Annotated in this window: 16 protein-coding genes; 4 read left to right on the top strand and 12 right to left on the bottom strand. The window is 42.6% G+C overall.

Going from position 1 to position 15,085, the window contains the following annotated elements; translation table 11 throughout:
* Nucleotides 1-172: 172 nt before the first annotated feature.
* From BET10_RS05495 to hpf, 6 genes are all read right to left on the bottom strand, one after another.
* Complete coding sequence (locus BET10_RS05495; RefSeq protein ID WP_070983927.1) at nucleotides 173-787, bottom strand: phage tail protein; 615 nt, start codon at nucleotides 785-787, stop codon at nucleotides 173-175.
* A gap of 131 nt (nucleotides 788-918) precedes the next feature.
* The gene (locus BET10_RS05490; protein WP_070983926.1) at nucleotides 919-1,413 is read right to left on the bottom strand and encodes a hypothetical protein; all 495 of its coding nucleotides are present in this window, start codon (nucleotides 1,411-1,413) and stop codon (nucleotides 919-921) included.
* A 145-nt stretch (nucleotides 1,414-1,558) separates the two neighbouring features.
* Entirely contained in the window at nucleotides 1,559-2,491 is a 933-nt protein-coding gene (locus tag BET10_RS05485; RefSeq protein ID WP_070983925.1) for a formyltransferase family protein, read from the bottom strand.
* A gap of 5 nt (nucleotides 2,492-2,496) precedes the next feature.
* Nucleotides 2,497-3,735: an SAM-dependent methyltransferase gene (locus BET10_RS05480; RefSeq protein ID WP_070983924.1), complete on the bottom strand. Its 1,239-nt coding sequence runs from the start codon at nucleotides 3,733-3,735 to the stop codon at nucleotides 2,497-2,499.
* A gap of 450 nt (nucleotides 3,736-4,185) precedes the next feature.
* On the bottom strand, nucleotides 4,186-5,103 hold the full coding sequence (gene glsB, locus BET10_RS05475; protein WP_070983923.1) for a glutaminase B: 918 nt from the start codon (nucleotides 5,101-5,103) through the stop codon (nucleotides 4,186-4,188).
* A 98-nt stretch (nucleotides 5,104-5,201) separates the two neighbouring features.
* The gene (hpf, locus tag BET10_RS05470; RefSeq protein WP_070983922.1) at nucleotides 5,202-5,558 is read right to left on the bottom strand and encodes a ribosome hibernation-promoting factor, HPF/YfiA family; all 357 of its coding nucleotides are present in this window, start codon (nucleotides 5,556-5,558) and stop codon (nucleotides 5,202-5,204) included.
* Nucleotides 5,559-6,096: 538 nt separating this feature from the next.
* Between hpf and BET10_RS05465 the strand changes: the two genes are divergently transcribed.
* The gene (locus tag BET10_RS05465; RefSeq protein ID WP_070983921.1) at nucleotides 6,097-7,317 is read left to right on the top strand and encodes an FG-GAP repeat protein; all 1,221 of its coding nucleotides are present in this window, start codon (nucleotides 6,097-6,099) and stop codon (nucleotides 7,315-7,317) included.
* A 190-nt stretch (nucleotides 7,318-7,507) separates the two neighbouring features.
* Here BET10_RS05465 and BET10_RS05460 read toward each other — a convergent pair whose 3' ends face one another.
* A complete protein-coding gene (locus tag BET10_RS05460) occupies nucleotides 7,508-8,098 on the bottom strand; it encodes a hypothetical protein (protein ID WP_070983920.1) in 591 nt (196 codons plus the stop codon).
* Nucleotides 8,099-8,234: 136 nt separating this feature from the next.
* On the bottom strand, nucleotides 8,235-8,498 hold the full coding sequence (locus BET10_RS05455; protein WP_070983919.1) for a helix-turn-helix domain-containing protein: 264 nt from the start codon (nucleotides 8,496-8,498) through the stop codon (nucleotides 8,235-8,237).
* A 530-nt stretch (nucleotides 8,499-9,028) separates the two neighbouring features.
* Here BET10_RS05455 and BET10_RS05445 point away from each other — a divergent pair.
* Nucleotides 9,029-9,472, top strand: coding sequence for a hypothetical protein (locus tag BET10_RS05445; RefSeq protein ID WP_070983917.1), 444 nt, complete (start codon nucleotides 9,029-9,031; stop codon nucleotides 9,470-9,472).
* Nucleotides 9,469-10,731 (top strand): relaxase/mobilization nuclease domain-containing protein, encoded by a 1,263-nt coding sequence (locus tag BET10_RS05440; protein WP_070983916.1) that lies wholly within the window; start codon nucleotides 9,469-9,471, stop codon nucleotides 10,729-10,731. The genes BET10_RS05445 and BET10_RS05440 overlap by 4 nt, the downstream gene beginning before the upstream one ends.
* A 29-nt stretch (nucleotides 10,732-10,760) precedes the next feature.
* Here BET10_RS05440 and BET10_RS05435 read toward each other — a convergent pair whose 3' ends face one another.
* Nucleotides 10,761-11,372 (bottom strand): tyrosine-type recombinase/integrase, encoded by a 612-nt coding sequence (locus tag BET10_RS05435; RefSeq protein WP_070984057.1) that lies wholly within the window; start codon nucleotides 11,370-11,372, stop codon nucleotides 10,761-10,763.
* Between the two features lie 228 nt (nucleotides 11,373-11,600).
* On the opposite strand from BET10_RS05435, the gene BET10_RS05430 reads away from it, so the two are divergent.
* Nucleotides 11,601-11,885, top strand: coding sequence for a hypothetical protein (locus tag BET10_RS05430; RefSeq protein ID WP_071038870.1), 285 nt, complete (start codon nucleotides 11,601-11,603; stop codon nucleotides 11,883-11,885).
* Between the two features lie 68 nt (nucleotides 11,886-11,953).
* Here BET10_RS05430 and BET10_RS05425 read toward each other — a convergent pair whose 3' ends face one another.
* From BET10_RS05425 to BET10_RS05415, 3 genes are all read right to left on the bottom strand, one after another.
* Nucleotides 11,954-12,853: an HNH endonuclease gene (locus BET10_RS05425; RefSeq protein WP_070983914.1), complete on the bottom strand. Its 900-nt coding sequence runs from the start codon at nucleotides 12,851-12,853 to the stop codon at nucleotides 11,954-11,956.
* 186 nt (nucleotides 12,854-13,039) lie between these two features.
* Nucleotides 13,040-13,759: a hypothetical protein gene (locus BET10_RS05420; RefSeq protein WP_070983913.1), complete on the bottom strand. Its 720-nt coding sequence runs from the start codon at nucleotides 13,757-13,759 to the stop codon at nucleotides 13,040-13,042.
* 294 nt (nucleotides 13,760-14,053) lie between these two features.
* Nucleotides 14,054-15,079 carry a PDDEXK family nuclease gene (locus BET10_RS05415; protein ID WP_070983912.1) on the bottom strand — a complete coding sequence of 342 codons (1,026 nt, stop codon included), beginning with the start codon at nucleotides 15,077-15,079 and terminating at the stop codon, nucleotides 14,054-14,056.
* Between the last annotated feature and the right edge of the window lie 6 nt (nucleotides 15,080-15,085).

The raw sequence follows: 15,085 nt of genomic DNA, 5'->3' as shown, positions 1-15,085 counted from the left end.
CCACTCCAAATGACTGATTTGGTATATTCCACAGTACCCAAGATTCAAAAAGCGTTTTATTTATAAGCTGTCGAGTTACTGAACCCCTTAGGTTCAAACATACCGCAAATCAAAATGCTCTCAGAAGAAACAGGCCTCGCAGTATTAACTGCGGGACCTGTTCAGCCCTATATCAGTTTCGTGATGGATAGATGCCATCCAATACAATTTGCCAGTTCACAACTTGTAATGGGTTAAGAATGCTAAAACTCTCTGACGCGCCTGTATCACTGACCACTACGCTGCCCCCAGCACTACCACCATCAACACTTAACCCTGCTAACTCAGTTAATGTAGGTGCTGGCGATAGGCCTTGCTGCTTGTAGTACATCGAGGTATTTGTATTGCCCGCTAAGTACGCAGTGGCGTCTGGGGTATTTGTGTTACCGTTATTTGTTGCAGCCTGAAGAGAACCTGTAACACCACCACCTGAAGGTATAAACGCAGCGCTATGTGTGTGTTTTGGTAATTGTGTTGCTCCCAACGCGATATTTTCTACACCAAAACGCATACCTAATCGGTAATCTCTCCCCCCAGGCATGACCCCCATACCAACTGGGCTACGCCCTCTTAAATCTGGAATGCCAAACGAGGTACGAGCATCACCACCATACAAATCTCCAAGTAAAGAAAATAGCGCTGTATTTTCAGCAACTGCCAGTAATTGCCCCAAACAAATTGACCAATTGCGAATTGCAAAGGTGCCGCCAAAAGGTCGCATCGTACCGATATATGAATCTGCTGACATAATTAGTCCTCTTAAATTGATATATTGCTTATCAGTGACAGGCGGACTGCTATAACGACTCTCGTGTGTCACATCAACTATATTGTTTACAAAAACTTAGTTTACTTGCTAAAAAAGCCTGTGCAGTTTGTTTACTCAGGCTGCTGGGCCTCATCTTGTGGCTCAGCCATTGGGTTCACCGAAAATACTGGCGGAATAAACAACTCAGGAAGTGCAACCTGCCGAACGCTCCCAGTTGATACCTTCCCTAAACACACAGTACCAACATCGTTCACCTGTAAAGTGACCTGCGCATTGTCTGCTGAACTTGGAAAACGCCAGTACAATTCAGACGTTTTATAACGGATCAGCACCATTTGCTCACATTGGTCAAAGTCGTCTGGGTGTTCGCAAAACTTATCATGGTATTCCGAGAGTTTTTGTTCACCCATAAACTGCACTAACACGCTTCCCATGCCCGGAATATCAATGATCCCTGACTCTGAACGTTCAACACTTAATGAGCCTTTTCCCTCACTTTTACCGACAATCTCAGCTTTATCATTGCTCGGCAGCGCCCCATTGTTATACGGATAGACCGCAATATCGTACCCGTATTGATTGGTAATATCTACGTTTATCTTCATTCGTTAACTCGCATCTGAAGTAAAATTCAAAGCACTGTTGTAACTAAAAACGATAATACCCACACACATCTATTTACCGTTTTTCCTTAACATTGCTCTCCCAAAGTAAGCTGGCAAACCTTGTCGATTTAGGCGACTTACCCTATCACCTACCCGACAACGTCATACCCGCTTCCAACCCAAACAAGGTTGCAAAACGATATCCGTCAAACAATCCCTGCTGCGTACCAATAACATCAAGGCGCACCGCACCATCAATGGTTTTAATGATTAGACCCCGATGTCTGTCTAGTTCAAGCACCGTTCCTGACTGTATACCGTTTAGCTGGCAGTCCACTTTGCTGGCTTGTAGCAGTTGAAACTGGTCTTGACCGACTGCAAAAATGGCACACCCAGAATCAACATTACCTGCACGTGCCATATCAACCACTTGCTTTGCTGATTGTTTATACCAATTGACAATGAACTGTTGCGGCTCAACGGCTGGGGCTGTTTTTTCTGCTTGATCGGCCTGCTTGCGCCAGTTAAGGATCTGTTGCTCATCCAGCCGACACAAGGTATCAACCAATTGTGGCAGCGCTTGCGATACTTTTTGTTGTAAGCAGTTCATGGTATCGAACGGGTGAATTGGGACATCAATCTGGGTAGCTATATCGCCGCAGTCAATCGATTCACTCACTTGATGGAGCGTTATTTTGGTCGCTTCTTCACCGTTACGAAGCTGCCAATAAAGTGGGTATGGACCGCGATACTCAGGCAGCGGACTGGGGTGAATATTCATCAAATAACCATTAAAGTACTGAATCAGCTTGCTGCGAAATTTATGCCTGAACATATATACCAGGCCTCGGTTTACTGCCAGCTCATCCAGTTTTGCGATTAAGGCCCCGTCATCACGCTTATTATAAGAAATTGTAGGTATGCCGCTTTGCTGCAACCAATACTGTAATTGTGCTAAATCAGGTGTGGGCTCGGCATCCACCAGCACAACGCAAGCAAGTTTGCTGTAATGGTGTAGATATTGTATCGCTGGAATACTCTGACAACTGCCAGTAAATAGTGCGAATCGTTGCATCATGCCCCCTACACTTTTACTGGCACAAAGCCAGGTAACCCACTGAGCTGATAATAAAACTGCACGGTGTCGCCACTGTTGGCCACAAAATGCGTATGCTCAATATCTTTTGGTTTAAGGTCGATATACACGCTTGTGTCAGGTCGAGGGTGCGTTATCCCAGAGTCATATTGACCAACCCCTTCTTGAGCAAACGTTTCGATGTGAGCATATACCGCAAAAATGCGTTTGCTCATATCTGCAACATCTGTGGGCAATACAATTTGATTTGCTGGTATCACTTTGATGCCATCTTGCAGCTCAAGTTCTTGCATCTCCAACAAGGTCGATTTATTAATCTTGAGTAGCTCACCCAGCTCAATTCTGTCTTGTTGGGCCTCACTAGACATATTCATAGAATGGCTATAATCAACTTGCTTCCATTGCTGGTTAAACTCAGTTTCTCCTATCACCATCATGCCCCTGATGGACACATTTTGTGGGATCATCCAGCCGTCAATGTTGAGAAACTTCACCAAGTGCTTGGCAATACTCAACTGCCCTTCTTTGGTAAAACCGTGCTGCATTGCCTCAAGCACCAGTAGATCGATTCCTGTATCTGGAACAAACTCGGTTGCATCCGCTTCTGCTATTTGCGAAATATAGTCTTCTAACTGTAAATCTTTTACGAGCTGCTGTAAGCTCAACACCGCACCAGGTTGCACATCGACCAAAATGACCTGTATCTGATCGGGCGTGTAGCTTTTACTGTCTTTGTAATAACTTAATAGAGGCAGTAGTAACGGGGCAAACGGGCCACAGGCGGGATATAAAATCGTTATAGAGGGGCTATTTTGTAACTTGCCAGCAATCGCTTGGTCAATCCCCCGTGCGTAACCTTGAATTCGGTATACATCTTTAATGGTGTGCTTGCAGTTTTGCACCGACATTATCAAACCGGTGGCAGAAATATACTGGCGGGTCAGCACCTCTTGGCTAAGTTCTGCCAAAGCCATAGACTGAACAGCCTGATCGTACATGGCTTCAAATGCTTTAGTTAACTGTTGGTGCTCTACTTTTGTGTCATTAAGTACCAGCGTGATCGCCTCTACAAAACTCTTTTGCAATAACTGTAGGCGCTGGCTCGTGGTTAATTTTGATTTTAATAAAGACTCGAGCTGAGTTCTTATAGAGTGTTTTAGCAGATCGTCTACTTGTGGATCTGCATAACCCAATTTTGATTCATTAATTTCTTGTTTTTTTTCCATTTATCGCTGCCTAGCTTAAAGGGTCCTTGACTAAAGCGAGTCATTGCTAATGATTCAGTCAGTATTCATTACTACACCTTCAGTCTAGTCAACCACAAAAAAAACACTAAATATTTAGTAGCTGCAATTGCTTACTTTTTTGACTGATCTCAAAATAACTGTAGTTTTCGTACTCAATGCTCAACCAAGATTAGGCAACCCCGTGTAGTTACCCACCAAAAGATCACGACATTCAAAAAATCGCACCAATAGCATTGTGCCAACAACATTAATTTTAGGGAATTACAGCGCATTACACGCAAACAAGAGGAAAGGTTTGTACTAGCTGTTACTGAAATACTAAACTAGTGAGTGGCTAGCAAGGTTTCACATTACTTTGATTTTTATTGAAAAAGTGTATTCTGAAGTGGTTTGAAATAGTCTTACTTCAACTGATTGCGTTAAATACCGCTAAAAAATGGCAGTATTTAACTGTTCAGACAGGCGCTCTAAAGCTGCAATTCCCGCAACAGAATTACCAAACTTATCAAGCCCAGGGGACCAAACTGCAACGGTAAACTTCTCAGGCACAACCGCAATAATCGTACCCGACACTCCCGATTTACCCGGCATTCCCACTCGATAAGCAAAGTCTCCTGCGGCATCATAAAGGCCGCTGGTAAATAGCAGTGAGTTTAGCTGTTTAGTCTGCTTTGCACTAAGTAGCTGCTGCTGGCTTTGAGCACAATACCCTTGGTTGGAAAGGTAAGAAAAAGTACGAGCAAGTTCGCGGCAGTTCACTTCAATCGCGCAGTAGTTGAAATAACACCAAAGCACTTCTTCAACTTCATTGGTAAAGTTACCAAACGACTTCATTAAATAAGCCATCGCCGCATTTCTGAAGCGGTGTTCAAACTCCGACTGTGCCACCTTTTTGTTGATCACCACTTTATCATTACCTGACTGGCGACGATATTGCTCCAACATGGTATAAATGGGCGCACCTAAACGAGAAAAAAGCGCATCACAAGTGACAATTGCACCAGCATTGATAAAAGGGTTACGAGGAATACCGTTTTCAAACTCAAGCTGTGTTAGCGAGTTGAAAGCAGTGCCTGAGGGCTCTTTTCCCACTCGTTGCCAAAGCTCATCCTCATAGCGCTGCAACGCCATGGTGAGAGTCATCACTTTGGATACCGATTGCACCGTAAAACGCGCATGATTATCACCCACTGTAAAAGTTTGCCCATCACTTGTGTGTAATGCCATGGCAAATTGACCGAGAGATTGCTCTGCTAATGCGGGAATATAATCGGCCACTTTACCTGAGTGTAACAAGGGTTGAACATGCGAGAACACGGTATCTAAAACAGCTTGATAATCGGTCATTTAAACTACTTTATTATGGGTGAGACTGTGGCTCAGTCTAGCATAAAAAAAGGGCCTGTTAAGGCCCCCTTTGCTGATATCACGCTAGGCACTATTACCTAACGTAAATCCATCTCTTGAATAATTTCATGTGCGATTTCCGGTGTAGTACTCACCGGCTTATTGTGTAGATTTGCTTTTAGTTGCCCTTTTCTATGTTTTAGTGAGGCATCTAGTTTTTTAGCGGCGTTCGCGATCGCAGGATACATTACGTCCCCTTCCCCCTTAACGGCAATGCGTACGCCTGAATACGTAGTCGATATTTCAGTATAAAACTTCTTGTTTTCATTACTTATAATGATGTCTAGTGACAATAGCGACGGAAAATGAACCGCTGTTTTGGCAAACTTTTCTTGAACGTGAGCTCTTACTGCATCTGTTACATCCACATGGTGGCCCGATAGATTTATCTTCATATATTTATCCTTTTCTTGTTTACCTCAATTACAGTATTGAGGCCATTTGCGAAAACCTCAAGGATAAAAAGTCAGATTATTTTCATAAATGTGAAACCACTGCGCAGGATCAAAAAAGTGACTCACTGTGAGCAGGCCTAAAAACATGGGTAAGTTTATGAATCAGAATTCTTATTTGTTTTTACCCAGCCATTCACTACTTTAGTCAAGGGTCACATGCAAATTGTGAAGACCACTTTTGGCATATAAATAGCAACGCAGGTTCAACGCACTTAAACCATGTCTCGCTCTTTTTATGGTGTGACTGGTGGCACAAAATCACCTAGCCAATGATAAGTTGCACTGTCAGACTCCCCATCCATGCAAAATAATACCATTACCAAAGCTCCTCTAAAGGCTATGCTGAATTAGCAGGATACGAGAGGTAGCCGCCATCACATTGATCATCTTAGCTTTTCTTTACAAAGTATTGCTTGTACAGCCGATATAAGTTGCATAAAGTGACAATTTTCCCCTTATCAAGCACAAGGATGTCAGCATGAAATCTGCTGTTGTTAAATTATTATCCTGTTTCACCTTGCTAGCAACTTGCCAAAGCTTAGGGGCTCAACACAAGTTGCTCGCTGATGATGGCAAAGCCGAAGACCAGTTCGGCTATAGCGTTGCGTTAGATGGCACAACTGCGTTAGTTGGCGCCCTCAAAGCAAACACGAATAATCTCACAGATTCAGGCGCGGCCTATGTCTACACCCTTAGTACAACAGGTTGGCAGCAGCACGCAAAACTCATCGCAAACCCCGCTTACGCGGGGGATACTTTTGGTGGCAATGTGGCACTTAAAAACCATACCGCCATGCTCGGGGCTAGTAGAAGAGACCATAAGGGTGAAGATGCCGGTGCGGTATTTGCGTTTGAGCAAAAGGGCAACTTGTGGTCACAAAAACAAATACTCACCGCCACAGATGCCAAGGCGGGCGACGCTTTTGGCCAAAGCATAGCACTGAGTGAGCGCTTTGTGGTTATCGGCGCGCCCCACAGTGATGCACCACACAAGGACTCGGGCTCTGCCTACGTCTTCATGCGCGACAAAAATACATGGCGCTTTCATAGCAAACTTACAGCAAAAGACGGTGCTGCTGGCGACTTATTTGGCATCAGCGTGGCAATCGACGGTGATACCATTTTAGTGGGCGCTGATTTAAATGATGAACGCGCCGAAAAAGCCGGCGCTGTTTATGCCTACGTATTCAACGGTAAACAATGGCTGCATCAAGCAAAATTAATGGCCAGCGATGGTGCAAACACCGATATTTTTGGTGTGAGAGTCGCATTGTTTGGCGACACCGCACTTATCTCCGCAAGACGCGACGATGTTGAGGGCATAGGCACCGATGCAGGTTCTGCCTATATTTTTGAGCGCATAAAAGGGCACTGGACTCAAACCCAAAAGTTAATCGCCCCCGATGGTAAAGCAGACGACAGATTTGCCCGTGGCGTAGCACTTAATCAAAACACCGCCCTCATCAGTGCCATGCATCACGATGCCAAAGGCGACAACGCCGGCGCACTGTATATCTTCAAAAAACAACACGGCCAATGGCGTTATTCATCTAAAATACTCGCCAGTGACGCCAAACCACAAGACAGATTCGGCTGGAACCTTGCGCTGTCAAACAACAAAGCCATCATCGCCACTCCCCACCGCGACGACAAAGGTAATGCCTCAGGCGCAGCGTATATGCTTGATTTAGAGGATTAAACATAGTGGAGGGATGTTTGCAAACCCTTTTCTTCAGCGCTTTCAAGCCACTTTATGATTTTTGGTTCGCTGTAGGTGGAATGAAATTAGAGGGGGGTGATTTGTAGCATTTGATGAGATGACGCAACAGCCTGATAAATAAAGTCATAAAGAAGCTTTCAAAAAGCTTCTTTATTGTACGCTAAAAACTTTAATAGGTTACCTGAGCGTCATTTTCTTTGATAGAAAGTATCATCATTGTCACTAGGGCGCCTAATGTAAGAGCCCATATAATGTATGAAACTAGAGGATAGATGTCATAGAAAAGTTGAAAATTAAATTGATAGATGTTCCTAAAGGTATTTTCTAACAGCGCCGCAAGACAATTGAAAGCTGACAGAATAAAAAACCAATGGAAAAACGTATCAAAGTGAGTTAACACAACCTGTTGAGAATTTGAGATTTTTCTTGATATCTGTACACGAAAAAGAAATATAAACACAGACAGTAAGCTGATAATAAACTGCGTGCCAAATATTAGAGTGCCCTGTGTTAGGTAATCTCTATCTTCAGCAACTAAGTTAATCACTCCAAACTGGAAGATCACATACTCAATACCATTTATTATAAATAGGAAAAGGGCTATATGCGCCAGATTTACATTTCTTATAAGCAAACCAAATATAAAGCAAAATGACAACACTCCAATGTAGAGTGGTGCTGTAAACTTTGGTTCCCACAACTGAATGAGGTAGGCTGAAAAAGCAATAATAAGTATTAGAACAAAATAAGAGGCTTTCATGGAGCAGGACTTCCTCTTTCATCCCCAACCTTATTGTCATATGGAACCATTCTGCTCGAAGTTTGAGATTTAGGCTCAGCTGGTCTATACGGTCCATTTCCACATACTTTTTTGCAATTGTCGAACGTTAGGTCTTTCATTCCTTACCTCTTTCAGTGCCTGATTGTGTTGTTTTATTACTATCCATTTTTTCACGTACAACCCTAACTTGTGAAAGGACAGTGCTTGTATCAATCTTGCAGTAATAAAACCATGAAAACAACTCTCCTACACGAATTTGGATCACTCCAAGCTCATAGTTACTGATCGTTTTACGATCAACACCAAGCTTTTTAGCCATCTCTTTTTGAGAAATCCCTGCATTGAGTCGCATTGCACTTAAATCATCACCATTTATCACATTCCTTTTTCCTTTATTTTGCGACCGAAGGATTTACATTGTAAACACACTCTATTAACAACAAGGGAAGTATAAGAATAAGCCAATTGATATGTCAATTGTTTACTAACGTCGCATTTGACAATCTATGCTCTTTCAATAAGCAATTCTTTCGTGGGCGCTAAGCCCACATATTCTCTGAACTAGCAACTGTGCAGCTGCACTTTTGATATCAAGTGTCCCTTCAAACATAACTTCCTCACATACACAACGAAGCTATAGATTTTGTAGGAAATGGGGATTTTTGTAAGAAACGGTATTTTTAAAACGTGCGCTAAGCGAGAGGGGATGGTGCCCCTAAACGGAAATAGCTCGAACTCTGCTCAGGATGATTTTCTAAACGCCGCGTTCAATAACTCTTCCACTGACACTCCTCTGATTAACCAATTAGACCTAGAAGAGATAGATAAAATCTTCCAAACACTTGTTCAATGGAACGAGTACTTGGAAAAAGACGTTCTAACCAATGAAGCAATATTGAGGAATACACTATGAACCCATTCCTCAATACGCCAACGTTAAGAAAAGACTTTACGGATTGCGCAAATGACAACCCGAAAAAGAGTAAGCCTTCGAGGCCTTCTCCTTTCTGTCTAAGGCTAACGCCAGAAGAACGATGCTACTTGGAGCAAAAAGCGGGTTCTCAATCTCTCGGAAGCTATATTCGCGCTCAGATACTTGAGGATCGAGCTCAAAAAAGGAGGAAACTGAGAAAGCCTAAATCTGATGAAAAGGCACTAGCTTCTTTGTTACAGGCTCTGGGCCGCTCTCATATTCCGTCAAATCTAAACCAGCTGGCTAAAGCGGTGAATGCTGGCACGTTACCTTTAACAGGTGATTTAGAGCAAGAACTGCAAACCGCCTGCGCTGCTGTAATAGCTATGCGATCAATGCTGATTGAAGCTTTAGGGCTGCATGAGGAAAAGCATAAATGATACTACACGGTAATTCACGAGGTGGGGCTAGAGACCTAGCCTTACACTTGCTTAAAGATGAAAACGACCATGTAACCATTCATGAGCTCAGAGGTTTTGCATCAGAAGACCTTGTATCTGCGCTCAAAGAAATTCAAGCAATCAGTCGAGGCACTAAGGCTAAGCAGTATTTATTCTCGCTTAGTCTAAATCCACCTGCAAACGAATGCGTACCTACAGACATATTTGAAGAAACGATAGAGCGCATTGAAGACAAGCTAAAGCTAACAGGCCAACAGCGCGCTATCGTTTTTCATGAAAAGAATCTTCGCCGCCATTGCCATGTGGTGTGGTCTAGAATTGATGGGGAGTCAATGAAAGCTATACCACTGCCCTTTACCAAACGTAAGTTAATGGAAATATCACGCGAGCTATATTTTGAGAATGGTTGGGATATGCCAGATGGATTTCTTTGCAAAAAAAATCGTGACCCCAACAACTTTACACTAGGACAATGGCAACAGGCTAAACGCACAGCTCAAAACCCTAAAGACATCAAAGATCGCTTGAAAAGCTGTTGGTCCACCAGCAAAACAGCAAGCGCATTACAATCAAGCCTTCAATCCCAAGGCTTCACATTGGCTAAAGGTAATCGTCGCGCATATGTCGTGGTGGACCAGAATTGTGAAGTTTACTCACTGCCTCGTTGGTTGGGCTTAAAAACCAAGGAAATAAAAACCAAACTCGGTGGCACTAAAGAACTTGTTCAGGTTAATAAAGTTAAAGTGCAGATCGCTAAACAAATGGAGCAGCGCTTAACGCATTTGAAAAACCATCGAATACAAAGTACAGACAGTAAATTGGTTAGCCTAAATAAAAAACACCAAACACTTATTTTGAGGCATCAAACCGAGCGAAAAGAGCTCGCTATCACGCATGAACAACGCCAAGTCAAAGAGATAGCGATTAGACAGGAACGCTATCGCAAAGGCATAGCTGGTATATGGGATTTGCTAAATGGTAGGCACCGTAGAATAAAACAACAAAATGAACGAGAAGCTGCTTTAGCCACTATTCGCGACCAGAAGGAACGCGATAAACAGGTCTTTGAACAGCTAGAAACTGTCAAACAGCTTCATAACAAAATTGACCGTCTGCAAAGTCTCAAACAAAAACGAATAGACTACTTAGAAAAGGATATTGATCAATATAGAGATATTCAAAGTGGGCAACGTGATAAATACCAGCATGAAATTAGCAGGCAAGCACCCGAGCGCTAGCTCAAGATAGCTATGATTGTCGCTTATTTTTACAGCTCTAAGCCCAAATACAGCATATGGATCTCATCGGGGATGATGCCAAGGTAGTCTAAGGTTTGGGCTTCGGTGGCGTGGCGAAATGCACGCATTAGCAGTGCTACTGACACATGGTTTTCAATGCGTTGATGGTAACCCCATGTTTTTCTGAGCGTGTGTGAGCCAAAGTTTCCATTGAGTTTTGCATGCTCGCACCAGCTTTTAACCAGCCGATTTAACGCAGGTACAGTGAGTGGTTTCCTCAGTCTTCGGAATGACACAAACAAAGGGGCGGAGGGGTCTAAGCGGTCTGGATGGTGTTCTAGCCAGCTTTGTATTGCGGTGATGGCTGAGGTGTTTAACGTGATAGGACGGTACTGTTTGTTCTTGGATTGTTTAAGCTCTAAATAATCCCCCACTTGCAAATGTACGACTTGGCCTATGCTGAGTGATAGTAACTCATTGGCTCTGTAGGCAGTGTTGATGCCCAGGGTAAATAAGCAAAGGTTTCTGGGTTGATGTTTTAAGCGTGCTTTGATGGTGTTGATTGCCTGGCGTGTTCGGATTGGCTGCACTTTGATCGAAGAGCCCCGCTTAGGGTGGTTTCTGTTGTTACTTTTGGGCATTCGCAGTCTTTTAAAACATCTCAAATTTTTGAGCTTGTTAACTTTTATTTGAAAGTTGGCATAATCCATTTTCCCTTTACGTATAAATAGATTAGCAAGGATTCAACAGGCTGTAAGTGTGGTGGGACGCACCATTAAATCCTTGCTGAGTACGCAGTTATTATACCTTTATCAACTTTCAAATATAAATTAAAGAAGTTTTTGTTATATGGAGCCCTGTCCGTTGGGGTGAGCTTTCAAGCTGTTGCTACTGGAATGACTAACGCTGAGTTTTTAGAGCTTGATAATTCTTATAAAAAATTTTGGATTCAAGGCGCGATGTATTCGCTTGGGCATGTCGCTGCTGCCAAAAGTAAAGAGACTGGGAAATGTGTCATTGATTGGTACTTTGGAGACAAGCGAGCTGAGCGCAACAGTCTAATTTTAGCGAGTATGGAAAAATATCCGTCTTCATATCCGAGTGCAATATTTATCGCCCTTACAGAAAGGGAATGCGGCACTTATCACAAGTAATTTGAATAAGCCTTAACAACCGGCGCAGCTTCGCTGCGCGTAGTTGATTGACTTGTTATGTAACAACACTATTTTCCCAGCCAATTCTTTCGATCATACTCTGCACCTTTTTTCATGCAGAACTCTCCTTCTAGGTAGTATTTTTCTTGTCCATCTACGGTTCTTTTTACGAGTTTGCTACCTGTTCTTTCTAAAGGGTCATTATCCTTAAGCCACATTTCATAACCGTGAATGGATGGACCTCCAACATTTATAGTAAATTGGACTCCGTATAAATTAAAAGATACATATGTCTCAGGGTGAGGCGTAAGAATAATGTCATGACCAAATCCAACTTGTACCCATTCACCTGAGTCAGGATGTTTCATGAGAGTATCCATTGGATAAAGTACTTGACGATGATAGGGCCACTCTTCAACCCCTTTCCCATATCGAGCGTAACCTCTAATCAAGTCATAGCTTGGCTCATCAATTATCTTGTCCTCCGCATTCCCATAAGAAAACCTAAGCGCTAAGGCCTCTAAAGCCAACATGGCTAAAAACCTTGACATTTCTTTTTGGGGAGGATCTATATCTATTGGGAAAAGAAATGGAGGAAATTCACCAGTAGTTTCCATATCCTTTAAGTACTTGTCGACAATTTCTTGCTCGGACCCCTTTTCAGCCTTTATTTGAAGCTTTTTATTTTTATCTAGCTTCATGTTTATCTGAATTTCTGTTCCGGCAATATGACCTAATACGCTCGGCCTCTTTCCTTTTTTATTAGGAACTTGATACCAACCCCTGACATTCCTCATCGAGGGGTGAGACATTACTGGTCTTTCAACCTTTCTCGCAAAATAGTTATTACATTTATCGCAAACTAGTCCTTTGGGAAGAACTAACTTTTTGCTCCCAAATGACTCAGGAATAAGATGCTCTACCCCTTTGGTATGATGGCTAGCTTCTTTACAAAATAGACACTGCACAATATTTCCTTGTTACCAACGCCTAACTAACAGGCAAAAGTTTGTTTTTTTACTCAGATATGCCTCGCAACAAACTACACAGAACTTCATAGACTGTCAAAAACAGAGGAAACCAATGAATCGGTATTAAATCACCATAACCTAACATGGTAACCGTAATACCAATATATGTGCTACTGCAAGTATTTACAGTGATAGGTCTGGTACTTTTACTGGCTGGGTGTGGGAGACTTCTAAAGCAACGTCATGATCTGGTTTGGGGGAAATCTGCGCTGATACATCACGAAGTTCTTGAGTGATACTTTCCAGTCGATCCATAGATGGCGGGTTGTTCTCATCCTCTAACTCTTCGCGTAATTCAACTAAGCGCTCTTCATGAATGAGCAATTGATCGTGTTTGTCATTGGCGGCGATTAACGCTTCTTGACTAGCTAAGAAGGCTTCCCAGCTTGGTGCATTCGGGTGACTGGCATAAATGGCTTGTACGTCCTCGATTTCCAGACGTTCACCATTTTCATTATAGACTTCCCCTTGCTCGCTGATAAAAGCTTTTTCGCCATTAGGGAGCGTTATGGCCTTATCCAGCAATTTCTCATGCTCTGTTTGAATGCGGAATAAGTCGTCTTTTGATTGGATTAAAGCCTGATAAAGCAGATCTTCCGTGTCATTTAATAAGCGTAGAGTACGATCGTGTGCGTCTTGATATGCCTGAGACAGTAATTGTGAATTGATGCGGTTTTTGTGTTCTTTTTCTCGCTGGCGTTCTTCATGCTTGGCTTTTAGCAAGCCCGTTTTGGGGATGCGTGACGTTTCGATGCCAGCTCGTTCTTGATTGATTTGATCTATGTCTTCTTGGCGCTGCTTAGCTGAACGAGTTGCTTCGGCTTGTTCGAATTCCTTATTCATAAAAGGCTCCGAATGCTGGAACGCCGCGCAAATCTAAAGCTTTGCTCACATAGATTCGTGATGAACCAGACCCTATGTACTCAGAACTATTTATATAATGCGTCATTGTTCGCCTCTTTGTCTCACCCGAACGAATTAAATCGATAGTTGTATTCTAGTGCGATAGGTTTAATAAACCGTTAAATTGTTCAAAGTGTAGAGGTTGTAAGAACTGATTAACAATGGCTAAAAAGAGCTTATCTTTGTGCTGTGTCAGTAACTAAATAGGCACAGATGTGCCTTATATGCCTATTATTAGATGTTTGAATTAGAGCTGTAACAGATCTTAGGAAAGCGAGCTTCAATCTTGTCGATGAACTTCTGGACGTTATTCACCCCCCAGTTGCGCGCTATGTAATAACCAGAGTCGCCATAGCGAATTTCTGGCTCTCTATTGAAACGATATTTAGAATACCTTTTCTCTGTTTCGGTCATTTCCTCAAGGTGTTTAAGAAGCCTAAAGCTACAAGAGGTGTCAGACCGAAGAAAGTCAAAAACATCATCGTCGATCAAACCTTTTTCGTCTAACAATGATACAGTGTGATAAGCGATGTCCGATTTTTTGAAACCTTCAGCGTATACCTTTTCCATGTAAGTAATGGAGAATAGAGAGCGGTCTTTGTTCTCAGTGCGAGATACCCGCTCCTGTCGGCGCTTTTGTTTCACTTCAATTTGATAGCTTTCCGCTTCAGGCAGTGGAATGATTTGGTCTGCACTTAGGACCAGCTTATCGTCAATTTTATGTAATGAAAGTCTAACGCAACTAATGTCTAAATCTCGATCATTTAGCCACAGTACCGATGTTGTAATTTCTTTTGAAAAATTTGCTGAGGCCAATACTATTCTTACGTTTTGGGCGAAGTCATCTTCATTCGGGTCTGACCACCCCAAAAACTCGCATAGTTTGGCTTCTGCATCTGCATCAATTTGATTGTTAATCAGATATTTTTGAAAAGCTGACTTTGCATGATCCCATGTCATATTCGCAACCATCGCTGCGTAACGAATTGCCTGTAACTCCATATGCCCACCGCAATCAGTGCGTTTAAGCTCAATGACAACCAAATTAGCATCTCTATCAATGGCTAAAAGATCAATTCTTCTACCACTTTCGCTCCAATCGCCAAATTCTTCAGCGATCACCATAACGTTCTCATCGATAGCTTGTATATTTACCTTCAATAACCGTTGGAGATCACGACGCTCCCACAAACTTTCCTGCTGAAACGAAGTAGAAGGCAATTCTAAAAGAGCGTCATTCGTAATTTGGTACAAGGGCATTTCAAA

It is taken from the genome of Pseudoalteromonas amylolytica, assembly GCF_001854605.1.
GTDB lineage: Bacteria > Pseudomonadota > Gammaproteobacteria > Enterobacterales > Alteromonadaceae > Pseudoalteromonas > Pseudoalteromonas amylolytica.
Note: the sequence above shows the minus strand (reverse complement) of the source record. Positions and strands in the feature narration are given on the sequence as shown.

Bases quoted from the DNA above. Each gene is read 5' to 3' on its own strand.
- BET10_RS05495 (WP_070983927.1), bottom strand. From the start codon at position 787: ATGTCAGCAGATTCATATATCGGTACGATGCGACCTTTTGGCGGCACC.
- BET10_RS05485 (WP_070983925.1), bottom strand. From the start codon at position 2,491: ATGATGCAACGATTCGCACTATTTACTGGCAGTTGTCAGAGTATTCCA.
- BET10_RS05435 (WP_070984057.1), bottom strand. From the start codon at position 11,372: ATGCCCAAAAGTAACAACAGAAACCACCCTAAGCGGGGCTCTTCGATC.
- BET10_RS05480 (WP_070983924.1), bottom strand. From the start codon at position 3,735: ATGGAAAAAAAACAAGAAATTAATGAATCAAAATTGGGTTATGCAGAT.
- BET10_RS05465 (WP_070983921.1), top strand. From the start codon at position 6,097: ATGAAATCTGCTGTTGTTAAATTATTATCCTGTTTCACCTTGCTAGCA.
- BET10_RS05440 (WP_070983916.1), top strand. From the start codon at position 9,469: ATGATACTACACGGTAATTCACGAGGTGGGGCTAGAGACCTAGCCTTA.
- BET10_RS05445 (WP_070983917.1), top strand. From the start codon at position 9,029: ATGAACCCATTCCTCAATACGCCAACGTTAAGAAAAGACTTTACGGAT.
- BET10_RS05420 (WP_070983913.1), bottom strand. From the start codon at position 13,759: ATGAATAAGGAATTCGAACAAGCCGAAGCAACTCGTTCAGCTAAGCAG.
- BET10_RS05460 (WP_070983920.1), bottom strand. From the start codon at position 8,098: ATGAAAGCCTCTTATTTTGTTCTAATACTTATTATTGCTTTTTCAGCC.
- hpf (WP_070983922.1), bottom strand. From the start codon at position 5,558: ATGAAGATAAATCTATCGGGCCACCATGTGGATGTAACAGATGCAGTA.
- BET10_RS05415 (WP_070983912.1), bottom strand. From the start codon at position 15,079: ATGCCCTTGTACCAAATTACGAATGACGCTCTTTTAGAATTGCCTTCT.
- glsB (WP_070983923.1), bottom strand. From the start codon at position 5,103: ATGACCGATTATCAAGCTGTTTTAGATACCGTGTTCTCGCATGTTCAA.
- BET10_RS05490 (WP_070983926.1), bottom strand. From the start codon at position 1,413: ATGAAGATAAACGTAGATATTACCAATCAATACGGGTACGATATTGCG.